This is a genomic window from Rickettsiella endosymbiont of Miltochrista miniata, from assembly GCF_964031245.1.
Lineage (GTDB): Bacteria > Pseudomonadota > Gammaproteobacteria > Diplorickettsiales > Diplorickettsiaceae > Aquirickettsiella.
Window position 1 is genome coordinate 1488209 of the sequence record NZ_OZ035017.1, and the last position, 15981, is coordinate 1504189.

The window sequence follows — 15981 nt, forward strand, 5'->3', positions numbered from 1 at the left end:
TTAATAATAAAGTTGTTTACTTTTTTGTTTGGTTTTCGATTTAGGTGTTTGTATTAATGCCTTGTAGGCGTCAGAAAGAGGAAATCTTGTTTGTAACATTAAAGTATAGCTACCTGCCGCTGTTTGATTTCCCAAAGCTCTAGCTAAAACTGCTCCTAACCATAAGGCGTTGGCTGTAGGTTCTTTAACAAGCTGCATATAATGATCTAGATATTGCTGAGCTTGTTGATAATCCTTTGCTTGATAACTTATTCTACCTAATTCCAACCAAGATATCGCGCGTTTAGGATCCTGAGTAATAGCTTGGGTAAAATAGTCCATGGCTTTTTTAGTATCAGGTACCTGCATAGCACATAAACCTGCATTTTCATAGACTTGTGCCGTATTAAGATAACTGGGATCTTGTAATGCTAATAAAAAATGCTGATCCGCTTCAGAATAACGACCCCGACGACACAAAAAAGTTCCATAGTTATTTTGCGCAGCACCGGATTTTGAATTAAGTGCTATTGCCCTCCGATAGTATGCATCTGCAGAAGGCAGACTTCCCGTGCTTTCTAGGAAGTAACCCATTGCGCCTTGAGCTTGCAAGGATCCGGGAGATTGTTGTTCAGCAAGCAATAACTTTTGATGCGCACGTTGTACATCGCCATTTTGTAAATAAGCTAAACCTAATTGCACATTAACATCGGACGCTTGTGGTCCTGATACCTGAGTTTTTGATTTAGAAAAAATACTACATGCTGTAAGAGTTACTATTAAAAAAAGGATGACAAATTGCTTTAATTTCGATATCACTTACCCTCCCATTATTTTTTAATTCCATCAAATTCCCGCAACTGATTCAAGTAAAAGAGGAATCACTTTTTGACGTTCTTTGCTGCGATAGCTTCTATCCTGAACTCGTCCTACTAATTGGCCGCATGCTGCATCAATATCTTCTCCTCTGGTTTTCCGCGTTATCGCGTTGAGCCCTGCTTTCATTAAAATATTTTTAAAATTTTCAATCACCCCTGGAGAAGAACGCTGATAAATCGTATTAGGAAAAGGGTTAAAAGGGATTAAATTTATTTTAACAGGAATACCTTCTAAAATTTTTATTAGCTGTCGCGCATGTTCGGGTTGATCATTAATTCCTTCTAACATGACATATTCCATAGTAATACGTCTTCTATTATCACCTTTGAAATAATTTCGACACACTTCTAGTAATTCAGAAAGAGGGTATTTTTTATTGATGGGAACTAAGTGATTTCTTAGTTCATCGTTAGGCGCATGTAAAGATACAGCAAGGGCTACCTCACTTACTTCAGATAAGCGTCGCAATGCAGGAACTATGCCAGAAGTACTTAAAGTAACCCGCCGTTTAGAAAAACCATAAGCAAAATCATCCATCATCAGGTTCATTGCTTTAACGACATTATCAAAGTTTAATAAAGGCTCGCCCATGCCCATCATCACAATATTACTGACAGTATGATCATGTCGTAAAGATCCGTCTGACAAGCCCCGCACCGCCAACCATACCTGTCCAATAATTTCTGCAACAGTTAAATTACGACTAAACCCTTGTTGTGCAGTTGAACAAAAACTGCAATTCAATGCACAGCCTACTTGCGATGAAACGCACAAAGTACCTCTATTTACCTCCGGGATAAAAACCGTTTCGATACAATTACCATCGCTAAGTCGCAACAGCCATTTTCTAGTCCCGTCAGCAGATTGCTTTTCAAAAACAATTTCTGGCAAATCAATCTGTGCTATAGATTTAAGTTTTGAACGCAATGATTTACTTAAATTACTCATCAGATCGATATCCTTAATACCTATTTGATGAATCCATTTTAAAACCTGTTGTGCCCTATAACGGGGCTTTTCTCCTAATTCTTGAAAAAAGAGTTGCATTCCTTCTCGGTCCAAATCAAGTAAATTCTTTAACGGCATATCCATTATTTAGAACCTTCGCCAAAACATTGATCGGACGTAAAAAAGAAAGCAATTTCTTCTCTAGCGGTATCAATACTATCCGATCCGTGAACAGCATTTTGCCCCACACTTTCGGCAAAATCAGCGCGAATAGTACCTGGGAGGGCTTGTCTAGGATCAGTGGCACCCATCAATTCACGATTTTTCAGGATCGCATTAGGCCCCTCTAAAACCTGTATCATCACTGGCCCTGAACACATAAACTCAACCAGTTCAGTAAAAAAAGGTCTTTCTTTATGAATTGCATAAAATTTTTCAGCTTGATCTTTTTTCAAATTCTCCATTCTCGCTGCAATAACTTTTAATCCGCAATTTTCAAATCTTTTAGTAATCTCACCTATGCAATTTTTTTTGACTGCATCAGGTTTGATAATAGAAAGGGTCTTTTGAATTGTCATAAATGCCTCTAACTTTTGTTCTAACTAATTATTTATTTTTGAATATAGGAAAGTATTATACAGACTTAATAGCCCGGCACTATAGGCTTTTATATGCCCAGGGTATCTAAAGCGCGTTTTGGAGATCTTAAAGAGGGTCTTATGGGGATATATCTTAAAAAGCCGCTATTCTTATCATCATAAAAGGTTACAAGATTTTTGGAACTTTTCATCTATTTAGGTTGAACTGACTATCTTGCGGACCAAATTCAGCATCCTATCCGGAAAATCCGTTAATATACCATCAACCTCTAAAGCTAATAGCCTTTCCATATCTTCAACTTCGTTGACAGTCCAAGCATCAACCCGAATATTTTTTTTATGTGCTGCCTTTACAAAATGTCCAGTTACCATTTCGTAGGGAACTTCTAGAGCCGTAGCAGATAATAAAAAGGGTCGCGTTAAAAATAACTTACTCAATTTCGAAAAGCGATCCATCTCTACTTCCGTACCAGCTGTGGCAATATTAGGACAGAGCCTGCGCACGACTTTCATGGTGCGTGAATTAAAAGCGGACACTAATACTTGTTTAGTTTTCTTATGCTGATTTATAAGCTCTCTTAATGCAGCCACAATAGGCGGGTCATTCTGCTTTATCTCTATATTAATAACTTGCCTTGGAAAGGCCGCAAAGATTTCGTTTAAACTTGGAATTTTAATTCCTTGACCCCGAAAAGGGAAAGTACGACCTTCGTCATTAGTCCAACGATATCCTGCATCTAATTTTTTCAATTCTGCCAATGTAAGATCTTGCACCAATCCTTTAGCGTTGGTTGTGCGATCGATTGATTCATCATGGATAGCGACTAAAACACCATCTCTAGTCATATGAATATCAATCTCACTTAAATCTGCCCCTAGTTTTGCTGCCTCTTGTAGGGCAAATAAGGTATTTTCAGGCCATAGCCCCGCTCCTCCACGATGAGCAATAACGAGCGGCTTTGCATTAACCTGATATAGTGGAAACATACAAATCCCATAATACTTAGTATAAATATCTTCTTTTGATAAAGAAATATGATAAAATATTCCTCATTTATAGCATGTAAAGCCTTAAAATACTAACTCATACTAAGTTAAAGCTTACTTGCATCTTTGTCCAATGAGGTCTTTTTTCCATGAAGGAATATCATTATACTCCTATCTGCAGGGAGTCTACACGATCTACCTTTTTCGATTATATTAATAACATTAGCATCCCTCCCATCGATTATTTTGCTGTGGGTATAGAAGACCATGCCCAAAAAAAACTCATTTCTCTTATTTCCCGATTAGAATGGCAAATTTATTTCGACAAAAATCAAATAACCAAGAATGACCCATTAATTCAAGCTAAAAAATTATCTCAGAGAAATATAATAGCTTTTTCAGAAATAGACTATATCGATTCTTTCGGAAAAGAAGTCATGAGACAGCGATCACTACATGGCATGAAAAATGGCTTAATGCTCATACATAAGCAAAATCATCTAGACTATATGATTGTATTAGCCACTGGACTTTCTAAATTTAATCATTATAGGTTTCTCGCTAAATATTATACGCAGCTTATGCGACTTAAACATGACCTTAGTAAGATCATTGAAAGAGAAGTCAACTACACCTTGAATTGAAACACCTTATTTTTTGCGTAGTATACTCACAGCAATTGGATTTTTGGCAGGGCACCGTGAGAATAAAGCAACCGGAGTGTATTGGCATACATAAGGATTGCGATCCCCGCGATACACAGACAATCTCAAGTGCGAAGAATATATTTATTCGTCTTTTCTTCGAATCCAAATAATTGCTGCGGCAGCTTCTATATCCGCATCGAAAATGATAGGTTCTGCCGTTCTTCCCATAGGATTCAAACAAGCAAGATTAAAGCGCCCTAAAGAATCTTTAAAAAGTCGCCGGAAGTATTGTCCACCACCTTTCAAATAAATGATACAGTCCTTGTTGACCATCGAGTCAAATTCATTGCTGGATCTAAGTCGTCCCCCCACATAATCTCCAGCTCTATAATGAGGACTCATTTCATCGTTAGAAACTATCATGACTACTGCATTAGAATAACGATCTCGAAACTCCTGTGCGTCTCGCATCATAGCAATCTCATCATCTTCATCGATAGGTAAATTGACAATCTCGCTAGGCATTGCAAAATAATGACCTAATGAAAGTCTAATTGTAGGGTCTAATCCTTTCCCGTCGGCAATCCAAGACTCATCCACTATTAAGCCCTCATTTTTATAGACAGCTACGCAGCGTTTAATGCCGTTTTTGGAAATCTTGAGCATACTATTTTCCCAAGACTTCAAAGTAATTTCTGGCAATTTATATTTTTTTTCTATATACGCCCTAGTTAATCGCAGAATCGAGCGTAAATATTTAAGTCGTGCGCCGGGAGTATCTAAATTACGTTGAAGTAATGCCTGGGACATAATGGTCAGTCTCCTTGTAAGAGATATTTATTAAGCTTAAAAAAATTATTTTAACTCAAGTAGTTAACTAAAAATAGATAAAAAATGCTAGCCTACTTAAGACCAAATATGGTTTTTTATTTTTCGGCCACTAGACTTGAGGGGGGGCTATAAGGTACCTTCTACGCAATTTTATTCAGTTTTATTATTTACTTATATATTATGAAAATAATTTCAGAAGGCTTAACATTTGACGATATACTATTACTCCCCAATCATTCGATGGTTTTACCTAAAGATGTATCGCTGGAAACGAAATTAACTTCTAGAATTAATTTAAAAATTCCTTTGATCTCTGCAGCTATGGATACAGTCACAGAAGCTAAGCTTGCGATAGCGCTTGCTCAAGAAGGTGGCTTAGGCATTATTCATAAAAATATGTCTATAGAAACCCAAACCCAACAAATTAGAAAGGTAAAAAACTTTGAAAATGGGATGGTAAGAAATCCCATCACCGTTGCTCCGGAAACAACTTTACGAGAATTACTTAAACTAATGGCTACTTATTCAATTTCAGGGATACCCGTTATCGAAAAGGACCAATTAGTAGGTATAGTCACGCATAGAGACATACGATTCGAAGAGAGCTTAGATCAACCTGCCTCTCAAGTGATGACCCCTAAAGAACAACTCATTACAGCCAAAGAACAGGCTACGCCGGAAGAGATAATAGAGTTACTACATCGACATCGCTTAGAAAAAATCTTGATTGTCGACGACCAATTTCGTTGTCGAGGTTTAATGACAGCAAAAGATTTACAAAAAACCAAAGAAAAACCCTTCGCTACTAAAGATCCACGTGGCCAGTTATGCGTAGGCGCAGCTGTAGGCATTGGTATCAATGCAAAAGAACGTGCAGCCGCATTGATTGAAACAGGTGCTGATATAATCTGTGTTGATACTGCACATGGCCATGCTCAAAGTGTTCTCGACATGGTTAAATGGTTAAAGACTAAATATCCTGACGTTTCTCTTATAGCTGGAAATATTGCCACTGCTGATGCGGCACAAGCCCTAGCGACAGCAGGTGCAGATGCTATAAAGGTAGGTGTGGGACCAGGTTCAATTTGTACAACTCGAATCGTGACGGGTGTAGGTGTCCCCCAAATTACAGCCATCATGAACGTTGCTGCGGCCCTAAAAGGAAAGCCAGTAACCATCATTGCTGATGGTGGAATTCGTTATTCAGGAGATCTTTGTAAAGCACTGGCTGCTGGCGCACATGCTGTCATGATAGGCAGCTTGTTTGCGGGTACTGAAGAGGCCCCCGGAGAAATAGAGCTTTATCAAAGTCAACCTTACAAAGCCTATCGCGGCATGGGCTCTTTAGGGGCCATGCAACAAGGATCATCGGATCGTTATTTTCAAGATGCTTTAGAATCAAATAAACTAGTTCCAGAGGGCATAGAAGGAAGAATACCTTACAAGGGTCCTTTGCAAACAGTTATTCACCATTTACTAGGTGGAGTTAGAGCCGGAATGGGATATACAGGAAGCGTTGATATTGCCGATCTCCATAAAAAGGCACAGTTTATAAAACTAACCGCTGCCGGCATAAGAGAAAGCCATGTGCACAATGTGGCAATTACTAAAGAAGCTCCTAATTATTACCGCGAAGATTGAATATTTCTCGATATCAACTCTCAGTAATTCTTAACATTTTTTATGAAACTTAAAATTAAATCTCTAATAAAAACGGAGTGTACCTTAAGATGACTATCCCACAAGAACGCATATTAATTCTCGATTTTGGCTCCCAATATACGCCGTTAATCGCGCGACGCATTCGTGAATTGCATGTTTATTGCGAAATCCATCCTTTTGATATCTCAGAGGCTGAAATTTTAGCTTTTGCACCAAAAGGAATTATCTTGTCCGGAGGGCCTGAAACCGTTACCTCAAACACCACTCCGCGAGCACCAAAAATCGTATTTAACTTAGGTTGTCCGGTTTTAGGGATTTGTTATGGCATGCAAACCATGGCGGAGCAACTTGGCGGCAAAGTCGTTTCTTGTGCAAACCGAGAATTCGGATATGCTCCAGCTTTAGTAACTATAGAAACTGAACTGCTAACCCATATTCGAGATAATCCAAAAAATGAAAAAAATGCGTTATTGGATGTCTGGATGAGTCATGGTGATCATGTTGAACAACTCCCTCCTGGCTTTGTTATTATATTAAACACGCCTAACACTCCCATTGCTGGCATGGCAGATCCAACACGCCATTTTTATGGGTTACAATTTCATCCAGAAGTGACTCATACGCGTCAAGGAAAAAAAATATTGGCTCGTTTTGTGGAAAAAATTTGCCACTGTCAACCGAGCTGGACAGCACCTAAAATTTTGGAACATGAGATTGCGGAAATAAAAGAGAAGGTAGGCAAAGAAAAGGTTTTACTCGCACTTTCAGGTGGTGTCGATTCTACTGTCTTAGCCGCCTTATTACACAAAGCTATTGGCAAACAATTATTATGTGTCTTTGTCAATACCGGCTTACTCCGTATCACCGATAAAGATTCTGCTATTCAAGCTTTAGCAGATGATATGCATATCTCAGTTGTAAAAATCGATGCTTCTGAGCGCTTTATAAACGTCTTAAAAGGAATTACTGATCCCGAAGAGAAACGCAAAGCCATCGGTAATTTATTTGTTGAAATATTCGAAACTGAAGCCAGTAAATACCCAGATATAGCTTGGTTAGCACAAGGCACTATCTATTCTGATGTCATTGAATCCGCGGGTACAAGTACTCAAAAAGCCCATGCTATTAAATCTCATCACAATGTAGGCGGCCTTCCAGATACGCTTAAACTTAAGTTATTGGAACCCTTACGTGAATTATTTAAGGATGAAGTATGTGAATTGGGCTTAGAATTAGGTTTGCCGCCAGAACTTGTATATAAACATCCTTTTCCGGGTCCTGGATTAGCCATACGCGTTTTAGGGGAAGTCAATCAAAAAAATATTAACCTTGTCCGTAAAGCAGATCTTATTTTACAAGAAGAGTTACGTGCACAAAATTATTACAACAAAATAAGCCAAGCTTTCTGCGTTTTTTTACCGGTAAATTCTGTCGGAGTTATTGGAGATGCTCGTCAATATGCTCCAATTATTGCGATCCGCGCTATAGAAACCATAGATTTTATGACGGCTCGCTGGGCACATCTGCCTTATCATTTACTTGAGACTGTATCAAATCGAATTATTAATGAGGTGGCTGGTATTTCTCGAGTGGTTTATGATATTTCGGGAAAACCTCCTGCAACGATAGAATGGGAATAAGTAGCAACACAGACAAAAAATCCAAGGGCGAAAAGTATATTTTTGACTTTAACGGATCTGTTCAATAGACTTCATCTACTCATACTTCATGAAAGTAGCGATTTAAATTATGCTACAACTTGTTAAAAACTGGTTTGCCCGATATTTTCTCGACCCAGAATTGGCTATTTTATGGCTATTCCTGTTGTTTATTATTATTGTTTTCGCCTCCTTGGGGAAAATTTTAGCTCCTGTATTTGTCAGTGTTGTAATGGCCTATTTGTTACAATGGCCCATTAGCTCCTTAAAAAAACTTGGTTTACCTCGAATTGCGGCTGTTTTGGGTGTTTATATCAGTTTTGTAGGCTTGGTTATCCTGGGGATTGTGGGTTTATTGCCGTTGCTATTTCGCCAATTAAGTAATTTAATAGCTGAACTCCCGGCTATGACTGCAAAAGGCCAAGCACTACTCTTATATCTCCCCACTCGTTACCCAGGTTATACTTCGGCCAGTCAAATTCAAGAGTGGATTACTCAGTTTAAAGCTGAATTAACACATTCTGGACAAGGAATATTATCTGCTTCATTAGGCTACATTCCCAATGTCATTGCATTTGCCATTTACTTCGTATTAGTCCCATTGTTAGTTTATTTTTTCTTATTGGATGAAAAAAAAATAATCACCTGGCTGATTCAATATTTACCTGAAAAACGTCGATTAATTTCTCAGGTCTGGACAGAAGTTCTTGCACAAACAGGTAATTATGTAAGAGGAAAAGCTTTAGAGATGTTGATAGTCTGGATAATTACTTATCTAGCTTTCGCAATACTTGGTCTTCAATACGCTATATTACTCAGCGTATTAGTTGGGATTTCGGTAATCATCCCTTATATAGGGGCTGTCATGGTAACTATTCCCGTTCTTATTATCGGATTTTTGGAATGGGGATGGACTGCGCATTTTGGATATCTGGTTGCAGTTTATGCTTTAATTATCACGTTAGATGCCAATGTGTTAGTACCTTTCTTATTTTCTGAAGCAGTTGATTTACATCCGGTAACTATTATTATCGCAGTACTTATATTCGGAGGTTTACTAGGATTCTGGGGGGTGTTTTTTGCTATCCCTCTAGCTAGCGTGGTAAAAGCTATTCTTAATGCTATTTCTTACAAAAAGATAGCTGTGCATAAAAATAAATTATGCTAATGGTCTCAACTTAATTCGCCAATCGCTTGTAAAACTGCTTCAACATGACCGAGCACTTTTACCTTTCTCCATTCCCGTCGCAAAATACCTTGTTTATCAATCAAAAAAGTGCTTCTTTCTATTCCGTAAGATTTTCGGCCGTACATAATTTTTTCTTTTAATACTTCATATAACTTAGATACTTTTTCTTCGGCATCAGATAATAACTCAAAAGGAAATTGCTGCTCTGATTTGAATTTTTCATGTAACTTCAGGCTATCACGGGATACTCCTAAAATTATTGTATTTAGGGAAGCGAATTTTTTATAATTTTCTGCGAAATCTTTTCCTTCCTGCGTACAGCCCGACGTGCAATCTTTAGGATAAAAATACAAAACAATATTTTTACCAATTAAATCCTTTAAACTTACAATTTTACTGCTAGTAGCAGGCAAACTAAAATTTGGTGCAGGTTTATTTATTGCTAACATATTAACTAATAATATTTAAAGAAAAACAGATCTAATTTTTCTGGGGCTCCATAGCCACATCAAAATTGTTTTCATCACAAAACACAATAAAATGTTCGCGAAAATCAGCTACTAAATGATGTGCTGGAAAACCAAATGACAAAGATATACCAAGCATTGCTGCCTCTGTTATTGGAGCTTTATATGATTCTATATGAAGGTTGTAAAGTGTTACTTCCTGCTCAGATAAAAACTGAGTAATCTTAGCTAAAACATCAGGTATATCAGGTGCCACAATATAAGAGGAGTAAGGAAAACTATCGGGTTGTGCACCTCTAAATTGCGTACGTGCAACCAAAACTTGGCCTTCATATTTTTTTATGAGCGTTTCAAATTTAGCTATGGTATTCCAGGCGCCACCAATCAATAAGGTCATCGTGACATGTATTGCGGTGGTATTTACACGCGCATCAACAATATGGCAACCGCTGTGAGCAACCAATCGAAATACTTGATCAGTAAGCTGATTTTCATTAAGGCCTAGGACAATAACAACCAGGTTTTCCATAAATATTAATCATGTTTTTCTAACGAGCCGGTAGTCTATTCTTTTTTAAGGAGGTTGTCACTAGGGGGATCCGGTAGGCCAAATATAGCTTAGGTGAGCTTCCTTATTAGATTCCAGCTTCTGTGAACTATACTATTCGCATCTCTAAAAATCCTAATCCGTATCGAGCTCAAGATTCTTGAGAAAATTTAAAATTGGTGGAGGCGGTGGGAATCGAACCCACGTCCGCCAGTCCGCTGCCTTTGGCACTACATGTTTAGTACAATCTTTAAATTTTATCGATCCATCTCCGATTGACAGGGAATTGACCGACGATTCTGTTTGGTTTTAATAGTTTTCGCCTCAGAAGGGGCTAGACTACGAGCTTGTCAGTTATGACCACTACCTCCACATACAAGCCTATGGAGTTCATGGCGCCGGCTGCTGTTTAGGCAGCGCCAACGTTACAAAATTAACTACCGATTAGGCAGCAATAGCAACGTCTTTTTCAGCGAAATAGTTGTCATTTTCTGCAACTATAGGTTTGCAACATGATTAACGAGGCAAAGTTGCGTCCTCGACATGCACCTCAGGGTTTGTAACCGGCGTCGAAGCCGATCGCCCCCAAGCGCTTATTATACCTCATTTATAAGGCTCTTTCAGATAAGCTTTGCAAAACACGGCTCAATATTTTAAATGTAGGTATAATTCCTACCTGATATAGCGTCCTAAACGCATTTTTTCACGTTGCCAATCCTTTTCCTTAATACTAGCCCGCTTGTCATGTTCCTGTTTACCCTTGGCTAAACCGACTTCTAACTTGACCCGATTCTTTTTCCAATAAAGTTTTAATGCGATTAGGGTATAGCCTTTACGCATAATGCTCCCAGCAAATTTACTCAGTTCTCGCTCATTGAGTAAGAGCTTACGTGTACGAGTTGGATCCGGACGGCTATGATTGGTAGACACTGTTGTTAGAGGCGTAATATGACAACCTAAAAGCCAAGCCTCGCCATTTTTTAGCACGACATAGCTCTCGGTTAACTGAGCCCGCCCACTACGAAGACTTTTGACTTCCCAACCCTGCAAAACCAAACCAGCCTCAATAGATTGTTCAATAAAATAATCATGGCGAGCGCGTCTATTTAAGGCAATAGTTGTGTCTTGCAATGCTTTCTTAGAATTCATCGGATATACTCAAACCTGTTTTAGCAATCATAGGTCCAAGCATAGCAAACATATTAACGAGAGTCGCCCTGAACCATAATTATGCCATTTATTCAACATTCTTTAGAAGTGCCTTACAATGTGTCTGAGATGTACAGACTGGTCAATCATATTGAAAAATATAGTGAATTTCTTCCTTGGTGTACCGAAAGTAAAGTCATCAGTCAAGATGAAGATAGTATACAAGCTTGTCTTACATTGACCGGAGGAGGACTGTCTAAAAGTTTTACCACATCAAACCGTCTGCAGAAAGACAAGTTAATTGAAATTAGCCTTATCAATGGCCCATTTAAACATTTAGAAGGCTATTGGTCTTTTGAAACTACGCCACGCGGATCCAGAATCAATTTAAATTTGGAATTTGCATTTTCTACGCGTTTGCTAGCACTTGCTTTTTCTCCTGTTTTTGAGAGAGTAGCAAATACGCTAGTACAAGCTTTTTCTGACCGTGCTAAACAAATCTATGGGGAACGCAAGTTTGAAAACAACAAATAGGCCTTTTTTTCAAGTTGAAGTGGTATTTGCTGATCAGCATCAACAAAAAATCTTAAAAGTCTCTATCCCTCCTACTAGCAGCATCACAGCTGCCATAAACCTTTCGGGCATTTTATTAGATTTCCCAGGCATCGATCTAAGCGAGAATAAAGTGGGAATTTTTGGGAAATTATGTAATTTGGATGCCCAAGTAAAACCAGGAGATAGAATAGAAATTTATCAGCCACTTCTAATAGATCCTAAAAAAATTAGAATAAATCGCGCTAAAAAACAAAAAGCTTCTTAATGTCTTTCTAAATGTTTTGCTAAAGCATTATAAAAATATATTAATTAAGCGCTGATTTTTCAATGTCTTGTAAGCGCCCGTTGGAAAAAATAAGCGTAACGCGTCTTTGAATAGGCTCTCCATGACCTGGCTGAAGGAAATAAACATAATCTTGACGATCGGGTTGAAAAGGAGATTGCAATACGCAACTACCTAATAGATAACGAACTTGCTCCTTACTCATGCCGAGTTCTAACTGGTCTATGGTAGACTGCTGCAGTATATTACCTTGCTGGATATCCGGTCGATAAACAAGATGACAACCCGAAATCAGTAATGTTAAAAACAGTACAAGCAACTTTTTCATAAATAAAAATAAACCCTAACCACGATTTCTACAAAATATTTAAAAAAAATAAGAAAAAAATTTAATTAACTTAAAAATCACCCAATATTAATTACTAACCGAGGAGTTTAGAGATAAACTAATGGATAATCAACAACTACGCCAAGCGGGCTTAAAAGTAACCGCCCCTAGATTAAAAATACTTGAATTACTAGAACAAGCTAAAACACGTCATTTAAGTGCTGAAGATATCTATAAAACCTTATTGGAAACCGGTGAAGACATAGGCTTGGCCACAGTCTATCGAGTATTAACTCAATTTGAAAGCGCAGGTTTGGTTAAGCGTCAAAACTTTGAAGATGCCTATTCGGTGTTTGAGCTGAATCAGGGTCCTCATCACGATCATTTAGTCTGTATCAAATGCGGAAAAGTTGACGAATTTGTTGATAAAATCATCGAACAACGTCAAAAGATTGTCGCAAAACAAGCTAATTACCAAATGACAGACCATAGTCTAATTATTTATGGAGTTTGTAATAAATGTTCTAAAAAACAAAAGCTTAAATTAAATAAATAATTTGAAGTAAGTTGAATCGAGCTAATCTACTTCTAAAATCTTTAGCGTATTTGTCCCGCCGGTAGTTTTTAATAAATCTCCATAGGTAATTAGAACTTGTTCTCCTTTTCGTAAAACCTCATGTTTCTTCAACTCTTTAATTGCTAAATGACCTATATTTTCTTTATGCATTTTATCTATATTAAAATATAAGGGATATACACCCCGATACAAAGCTAATCGACGTGTTGTTTGTAAGCTATGTGCTAAACCGTAGATAGGTATTCCTGAACGAATCCGTGACATCCATAAAGGGGTCGCGCCGGACTCAGTTAAGGCAATGATAGCCTTGATATCATAATGATTAGCTGTGTACATAGCGGCCATCGCAATGGCTTCATCAGGACGGTAGAATTGACATTCTACACGATGCCGAGATATGCGCATTGTAGCTTGCTTTTCTGCACCTAAACAAATACGCGCCATAGCCGTTACTACTAAAGCAGGATGATCTCCCGTAGCAGTTTCCGCAGATAGCATAACGGCATCGGTACCGTCTAAGACAGCATTCGCAACATCAAAAACTTCTGCACGAGTGGGAATAGCATTATGAATCATCGATTCCATCATCTGTGTCGCAGTAATCACTGCTTTATCTAGAGATCGTGCCCGCTGGATAATATGCTTTTGCACGGCCGGTAATTCAGCATCACCAATTTCAACACCCAAATCACCACGAGCCACCATCACTGCATCAGAAGCTCGAATAATTTCATCAATAACAGGAATAGCATCGCTACGTTCTATTTTTGCAATCAAACCCGCATGCCCTTTTGCCTTCTTTAATAAAGTTCGAGCTAGATTCATATCCGCGGCACTGCGAGGAAAAGAAATCGCAATATAATCAGCACTTAATTTCACGGCTATTTTTAAATCTTTTTTATCCTTGTCAGTTAACGCTACGGCAGAAAGCCCTCCTCCTTTTCGATTAATCCCTTTATTATTAGATAGTTCTCCACCTACTTCTACTAGACAAAATATTTTATTTTTCTGTATTTTTTGGACTTTCAGCACTAAACGTCCATCATCAAGCAACAACAGATCTCCACGATGGACATCTCGTGGTAATTCTTTATAATCAATACCCACTGATGATTCATCACCTTCATCTTTATCTAGGTCAGCATCTAAAATAAATAAAGCATCTTTTTTTAAAAAGCTAGAACCTGTTTTAAAGCGTGCAATACGAATTTTTGGTCCTTGTAGATCCGCCATAATGGCAATTTCTCGACCCGCAGCTTTTGCACATTCGCGAACATAATTCGCTCGTTTAATATGGTCTTCTGCTGTACCGTGTGAGAAATTCAATCGAACTACATCTAAACCTGCGGCTATCATAGCCTGTAATACACCTGCTTTATCGGTGGCAGGACCTAAGGTGGCTACGATCTTAGTGCGTTTAAATCGTTTCATCCCTAACTTTCCCTTATGTGTTCTTGTAATACAGCCAAAGCAGGTAAAGTTTTTCCCTGTATAAATTCAAGAAAAGCTCCTCCCCCCGTAGATATATAGGAAATTTTATCTGCAATACCATATTTTTCGATGGCCGCTAAAGTATCGCCACCCCCAGCAATGGAAAAGGCTGAGCTGTTGGCAATGGCATCACTCAAAGCACGGGTTCCTTGTTCAAAAGGGAGCATTTCGAAAACTCCAAGAGGGCCATTCCATAAAATAGTTGCTGCCCGTTGTACATACTCGGCATAGCGTTTAATTGACTCTGGTCCAACATCTAAAATCATTTCATCGTTTCTTATTTCAGTTAACTTTCTAACCGAGGGCTTAGCCGTATCAGAGAATTCCGTAGCCACAATAACATCTGTAGGCAACACAACCTCAACCTTAAGTTGTTTAGATAATTCTAAAAGTTTTTTTGCCTCTTTAACGAGATCACTTTCATATAAAGATCGGCCAACCGAATATCCTTGTGTGACTAAAAAAGTATTGGCAATTCCTCCCCCAAGCATCAAGAAATCAACCTTATTAAGCAAAGAAGATAACAGCATTAATTTAGTAGAAACCTTCGCGCCGCCGACTATAGCTAACAAAGGTCTAGCTGGATTTTCCAATGCTGAGGTCAACGCTTTTAACTCTGAGGTCAACAATAAACCTGCGCAAACTTTTGATGAAAATTGCGCCACTCCCACAGTGGATGCTTCACTGCGATGCGCTGTAGCAAATGCATCCATAACAAAAATATCAGCTAATTTTGCAATTTTTTTAGCTAAACTAGGATCGTTTTCCTTTTCTCCTGTTTGAAATCTAACATTTTCACACAGCACGACTTCATTCGGTGAAATCTCAAATCCATCCAACCAATCGGTGACAAATTTTACTGGATGACCTAATAACTCTTGTAATCGTGTGGCGATCGGCGCTAAAGAAAGTTCAGGAGTAACATAACCTTCTGCTGGTCTATCTAGATGAGAGAGTAAAATAACCGCCGCACCTTTTTTTAATGCATATTGTATGGTGGGTAATGCTGCTTTGATACGTGCATCACTGGTAATTATGCCCTTATCTAAAGGCACATTAAAATCTTCCCTAATGAGAACACGTTTGTTTTTTAAGTCTAAATCTTCTAGACGAATTAAATACATAAAATTATATGAATATAAAGTGTAGTGGCGATGAAGGATGATAAAAACTAAAATATCGAATAAGTAGCTATTAAGTTATAA

General features: G+C 38.2%; 18 protein-coding genes and 1 other RNA gene. 7 read left to right on the forward strand and 12 right to left on the reverse strand.

The window, feature by feature from the left end:
- The 4 genes from pilW to AAHH40_RS06855 form a co-directional block, all read right to left on the reverse strand.
- The gene (pilW, locus tag AAHH40_RS06840) at positions 1 to 798 is read right to left on the reverse strand and encodes a type IV pilus biogenesis/stability protein PilW (protein WP_342219925.1); all 798 of its coding nucleotides are present in this window, start codon (positions 796 to 798) and stop codon (positions 1 to 3) included.
- Positions 799 to 825: 27 nt separating this feature from the next.
- The gene (gene rlmN / locus AAHH40_RS06845; RefSeq protein WP_342219926.1) at positions 826 to 1950 is read right to left on the reverse strand and encodes a 23S rRNA (adenine(2503)-C(2))-methyltransferase RlmN; all 1125 of its coding nucleotides are present in this window, start codon (positions 1948 to 1950) and stop codon (positions 826 to 828) included.
- On the reverse strand, positions 1950 to 2384 hold the full coding sequence (gene ndk, locus AAHH40_RS06850; RefSeq protein ID WP_342219927.1) for a nucleoside-diphosphate kinase: 435 nt from the start codon (positions 2382 to 2384) through the stop codon (positions 1950 to 1952). The genes rlmN and ndk overlap by 1 nt, the downstream gene beginning before the upstream one ends.
- A gap of 216 nt (positions 2385 to 2600) precedes the next feature.
- Positions 2601 to 3392 (reverse strand): glycerophosphodiester phosphodiesterase, encoded by a 792-nt coding sequence (locus AAHH40_RS06855; protein ID WP_342219928.1) that lies wholly within the window; start codon positions 3390 to 3392, stop codon positions 2601 to 2603.
- 149 nt (positions 3393 to 3541) lie between these two features.
- Here AAHH40_RS06855 and AAHH40_RS06860 point away from each other — a divergent pair, with 149 nt between their 5' ends.
- The gene (locus tag AAHH40_RS06860) at positions 3542 to 4036 is read left to right on the forward strand and encodes a hypothetical protein (RefSeq protein WP_342219929.1); all 495 of its coding nucleotides are present in this window, start codon (positions 3542 to 3544) and stop codon (positions 4034 to 4036) included.
- Positions 4037 to 4180: 144 nt separating this feature from the next.
- On the opposite strand, the gene AAHH40_RS06865 is transcribed toward AAHH40_RS06860, so the two are convergent.
- Positions 4181 to 4849 carry a hypothetical protein gene (locus tag AAHH40_RS06865; RefSeq protein WP_342219930.1) on the reverse strand — a complete coding sequence of 223 codons (669 nt, stop codon included), beginning with the start codon at positions 4847 to 4849 and terminating at the stop codon, positions 4181 to 4183.
- Positions 4850 to 5050: 201 nt separating this feature from the next.
- Between AAHH40_RS06865 and guaB the strand changes: the two genes are divergently transcribed.
- The 3 genes from guaB to AAHH40_RS06880 all read left to right on the forward strand — a co-directional run bounded on the left by guaB (position 5051) and on the right by AAHH40_RS06880 (position 9358).
- Positions 5051 to 6511, forward strand: coding sequence for an IMP dehydrogenase (guaB, locus tag AAHH40_RS06870; protein WP_425287959.1), 1461 nt, complete (start codon positions 5051 to 5053; stop codon positions 6509 to 6511).
- Positions 6512 to 6600: 89 nt separating this feature from the next.
- A complete protein-coding gene (gene guaA / locus AAHH40_RS06875; protein ID WP_342219931.1) occupies positions 6601 to 8172 on the forward strand; it encodes a glutamine-hydrolyzing GMP synthase in 1572 nt (523 codons plus the stop codon).
- 109 nt (positions 8173 to 8281) lie between these two features.
- Entirely contained in the window at positions 8282 to 9358 is a 1077-nt protein-coding gene (locus tag AAHH40_RS06880; protein WP_342219932.1) for an AI-2E family transporter, read from the forward strand.
- 5 nt (positions 9359 to 9363) lie between these two features.
- Here the strand turns inward: AAHH40_RS06880 and AAHH40_RS06885 are convergent, their stop codons facing one another.
- The 4 genes from AAHH40_RS06885 to smpB all read right to left on the reverse strand — a co-directional run bounded on the left by AAHH40_RS06885 (position 9364) and on the right by smpB (position 11542).
- Positions 9364 to 9828 carry a peroxiredoxin gene (locus AAHH40_RS06885; protein ID WP_342219933.1) on the reverse strand — a complete coding sequence of 155 codons (465 nt, stop codon included), beginning with the start codon at positions 9826 to 9828 and terminating at the stop codon, positions 9364 to 9366.
- A gap of 31 nt (positions 9829 to 9859) precedes the next feature.
- A complete protein-coding gene (locus AAHH40_RS06890; protein WP_342219934.1) occupies positions 9860 to 10375 on the reverse strand; it encodes a glycine cleavage system protein R in 516 nt (171 codons plus the stop codon).
- Between the two features lie 195 nt (positions 10376 to 10570).
- Positions 10571 to 10980, reverse strand: a transfer-messenger RNA (tmRNA) gene (gene ssrA / locus AAHH40_RS06895).
- Positions 10981 to 11065: 85 nt separating this feature from the next.
- On the reverse strand, positions 11066 to 11542 hold the full coding sequence (gene smpB / locus AAHH40_RS06900; protein WP_342219935.1) for an SsrA-binding protein SmpB: 477 nt from the start codon (positions 11540 to 11542) through the stop codon (positions 11066 to 11068).
- Positions 11543 to 11623: 81 nt separating this feature from the next.
- On the opposite strand from smpB, the gene AAHH40_RS06905 reads away from it, so the two are divergent.
- Both AAHH40_RS06905 and AAHH40_RS06910 read left to right on the forward strand, forming a co-directional pair.
- Complete coding sequence (locus AAHH40_RS06905) at positions 11624 to 12076, forward strand: type II toxin-antitoxin system RatA family toxin (protein WP_342219936.1); 453 nt, start codon at positions 11624 to 11626, stop codon at positions 12074 to 12076.
- A complete protein-coding gene (locus AAHH40_RS06910) occupies positions 12060 to 12362 on the forward strand; it encodes an RnfH family protein (RefSeq protein WP_342219937.1) in 303 nt (100 codons plus the stop codon). The genes AAHH40_RS06905 and AAHH40_RS06910 overlap by 17 nt, the downstream gene beginning before the upstream one ends.
- A gap of 40 nt (positions 12363 to 12402) precedes the next feature.
- Here AAHH40_RS06910 and AAHH40_RS06915 read toward each other — a convergent pair whose 3' ends face one another.
- Positions 12403 to 12708, reverse strand: a complete 306-nt coding sequence (locus tag AAHH40_RS06915) for an outer membrane protein assembly factor BamE (RefSeq protein WP_342219938.1) — start codon at positions 12706 to 12708, stop codon at positions 12403 to 12405.
- A gap of 121 nt (positions 12709 to 12829) precedes the next feature.
- Between AAHH40_RS06915 and fur the strand changes: the two genes are divergently transcribed.
- Positions 12830 to 13264, forward strand: a complete 435-nt coding sequence (gene fur / locus AAHH40_RS06920; RefSeq protein ID WP_342219939.1) for a ferric iron uptake transcriptional regulator — start codon at positions 12830 to 12832, stop codon at positions 13262 to 13264.
- A 21-nt stretch (positions 13265 to 13285) separates the two neighbouring features.
- On the opposite strand, the gene pyk is transcribed toward fur, so the two are convergent.
- On the reverse strand, positions 13286 to 14716 hold the full coding sequence (gene pyk, locus AAHH40_RS06925; protein ID WP_342219941.1) for a pyruvate kinase: 1431 nt from the start codon (positions 14714 to 14716) through the stop codon (positions 13286 to 13288).
- A gap of 2 nt (positions 14717 to 14718) precedes the next feature.
- A complete protein-coding gene (locus tag AAHH40_RS06930; RefSeq protein WP_342219942.1) occupies positions 14719 to 15900 on the reverse strand; it encodes a phosphoglycerate kinase in 1182 nt (393 codons plus the stop codon).
- Between the last annotated feature and the right edge of the window lie 81 nt (positions 15901 to 15981).